This window comes from Polaribacter litoreus, from assembly GCF_054584775.1.
The window spans coordinates 1-3,096 of sequence record NZ_JBTLRD010000049.1 but is presented as its reverse complement, the minus strand read 5'-3'; the positions used below and the strand labels follow the sequence as shown (position 1 = coordinate 3,096).

The following is a 3,096-nucleotide window of genomic DNA, read 5'->3' as shown; positions in this document are numbered from 1 at the left end:
ATAGTAGTTCTAGGAATACCATATTTTTTAGAAGCGAAGTTGGTTGAAATCTGACCATTCTGAATTTGGTCAACGACGAATAATTTGAGTTCTAAAGTGGCTTTTTTATACGTTTTTTTTCGCCAGGGTTCTTTTTTTGTTTTCATAAGTGACTATAATTAAGTGTTTAATTTTTAGTCAACCTATTTCAGGAAAGTACAACTTTTTAATTATTGCCAACGTGTTTGTACAAGGTTAGTTGCGTGGTTTAAGCACTAAATTTACTAAATAATTACTGACAAAGAAAATCCGCGAGGATTTTCGTAAGTAAGCAAAAAGCAAGCAATTAATTTTGTACGGTGTTGGCAGTAGGCTTTATTTCTGTAACAAATTCGTATTCAAAATGTCCCTTTTTTGATTTTACTATAACTTTATTTCCAGCATTTAATTCATTCCAAAGTTTTGATTTAATCTCAAATCTTCTTTCAGATTTTCTCATATTAATAAAAATCCAATGAGATTTATTCTTTTTTCCACCAGTACTTTTTCGTTTAATTAAATATTCAGATTCAATTGATTCTTTTTCAGCTTTATTTTTATTCAGAAAACTTGCTGTAGAAATGGTTAAAGCTGTTAAGCCTAAAATAAAGCCAAAAACTACAGAATATCTTCTCCCACTTTCACTAAATACTGATGGTCGAATTTTATATAGAAAGATTATTCCAAGTATGCCAAAACTAAATCCTAAAAGTCCAAAGTTTTTCCAAAAACTTTTTTCCTCAATTATATTCTCAATATTGTTCATTTGAAAAATTAAGAAAACTAAACCAGAAAAAAATAAAACCATAGAAATATGGCTCCAAATTTTATCTTTCAGTTTTGGTTTTTTTTCACGAATTGTTTTTGTTGGAAAGATGTAAAATAATAATTCTTCAGAGTTAGAAATAAACCAAATTAAACTTCTTAAAATTATTAAGATTGCTAAAACATTAAAATATCTTAACCAAGAAGTTTCATTTCCAAACACTATAATAATTAATATTCCTATTAAAATTATTATTGAATTATTCCGAATTTGTTTTTTATGCGTTTCGTTCATTTTTTAGCTTACTGCCAACGGTTAAGGCGATGGTGCGTGCCGTTCTTACTTCAAATTTAAGTTTTGTTTCCTATTCAAAGTATTACTTCTGCTTTTTGTTTTGAAGTCTTTCCCGGCATGCACTATGCGCCTGTGTTGTAGGCAGTTTTTTCAACTTCAATTTAAAGTCATTATACTGTATGCTACTGCAGAAATAAATGCTCCTAAAGCAATTATTATTGTGTATGGAAAAGCATAATTTCCACCCTTGACGTGATATTTTTCCACAATCTTTTTATACCTGTCCTTATGAAAAATAAGAAAGTAATTCAAGATGAAAAACGGAGTTGTAAAAACTAATGCAAAAGACAAAAACTTATCGATAATGTCACCCGGAAATATGTTTATTTCTGGCAGCTTGATAGTCAATAAGTGAAAGTACTTTAACCAGATAAAAACAATAAAGAGATTAAGAGCATGAATCCAAGAGTTAAATATATATAATGATATTTTCCAGTCACTTTTTTGTGGATGAAATTTCCTAATCCGCAGTATTGCATCAGACCAATATATGTAATAATAGTTTCTCATTTAATGTATCCATCAATACTCATTTTGTCTTCATCTTTCCAGTTTGCTTTTCAATTATAATTCTTGCAATGCAGTCTTTCTAAAATTGCCTACAACGTGTTTGTGTTATGGAAAGTTGCGATTTTGTGCCATCGTTATTTTCCGCAGGAAAATATAAGATTGCAAAAAAGCAACAACCTTTGATTAAGCTAAAAATAGCAATTTTTTATACACGGTGTTGCAAAATAGCTGTTTTTTATTTTCATAATTTTTGTTTTTTCAGAACTTTTCAGTTTTTTTGAATTCAACACTTTGAGTATAAATTCCAAAAAATTAAATATTCAGAATTTGAGTGAATTCACACAATTCAGATTTTCCACATTTTGCTCAATTCCGCAAACTTTTTCAATTCAGAGTTTGAGTTATAATTCCCAATTCATATTTTCAGAGTTTGAGTAAATTCACACGTTTTACAATTCCCACAATTTGCAAAATTCACTTGTTGAATTTTGCTAGCGAGAGAGTGTTCAACTTTTTAAAATTCCACTTTTTTACAATTTTAAAGAACATTAAATCGCAATTTTTTCATTCCCATGTTTGAGTGAGCACAGTTTTTTGCAACGTTGTTGTGTAAGATTTGTTGCGTAAATTTAGCCAAAAATAACTAATAATTACAGACTTTTACGCTTGCGAGGTTTTTCGCCAGAAAAACCTTAAAAAGCAATAAATTTTACACGGTGTTATGTGCAGTTTTTTATTCAATCTGTTTTGTTAAATATGATATTTTTGGATTCTTTCTATTTATTATGATTTCAATTTGCTTTCCTTTTTCATAATTCTCTAAGTTATAAAGATGAATATCTCTTTCAAGTTTTTCTCTTTGATAATCATACTCAAAAGTTAATATCTTATATTTTTCATTCTCATAAATGTCACTTATAATTCCTATACTTTTTATATAATTTTCAGGGTTATAAATTTTCGGCTTTTTATAATTAACTTCACAAATATCAGGTTTAATTTTAGAATATTTTAATTCATAAAATTCTCCTATTTCAGCTACCCTTCTTGCTAAAAGTTCTCTTTCATATTTTTTCCCATTTACAGAATATTCTATAATATCTGTTCGACCTTTATAAGTGCTAAAACCTATAATTTCGCAAACCGTTAATTCAGTGTTTTTTGACAATAATTCCTTAGTTGTCTTTTTTAAAAAGTTAGCATAATAAAAAAATGAGAATAATAAAATTGACAAAAATACAATTCCAAAATAGGCTTTCTTTTTTTGTTCAGGTGTTAAATTATCCTTCTTAATTTTCATTTGTTTTTACAGCTTTTTGAGTTTGCTGAGCAATTGCACATAACGTTTTGGTGTATTATTTGTTGCGTAAATTAGCGAAAAAAAAGCTATTTAGACTAAAACTTTAGCGTTTCCGAGGTTTTTCGTAAGAAAAACCCGAAAAAGCAAT

The 3,096-nt window shown here is 28.0% G+C and carries 2 protein-coding genes; both read right to left on the bottom strand.

What is annotated here, in order from left to right; all coding sequences use genetic code 11:
* Positions 1-325 precede the first annotated feature (325 nt).
* A complete protein-coding gene (locus ACW9UN_RS16890) occupies positions 326-1,078 on the bottom strand; it encodes a hypothetical protein (protein WP_459487541.1) in 753 nt (250 codons plus the stop codon).
* A 1,303-nt stretch (positions 1,079-2,381) separates the two neighbouring features.
* The gene (locus ACW9UN_RS16885; protein ID WP_459487540.1) at positions 2,382-2,948 is read right to left on the bottom strand and encodes a hypothetical protein; all 567 of its coding nucleotides are present in this window, start codon (positions 2,946-2,948) and stop codon (positions 2,382-2,384) included.
* Positions 2,949-3,096 lie beyond the last annotated feature (148 nt).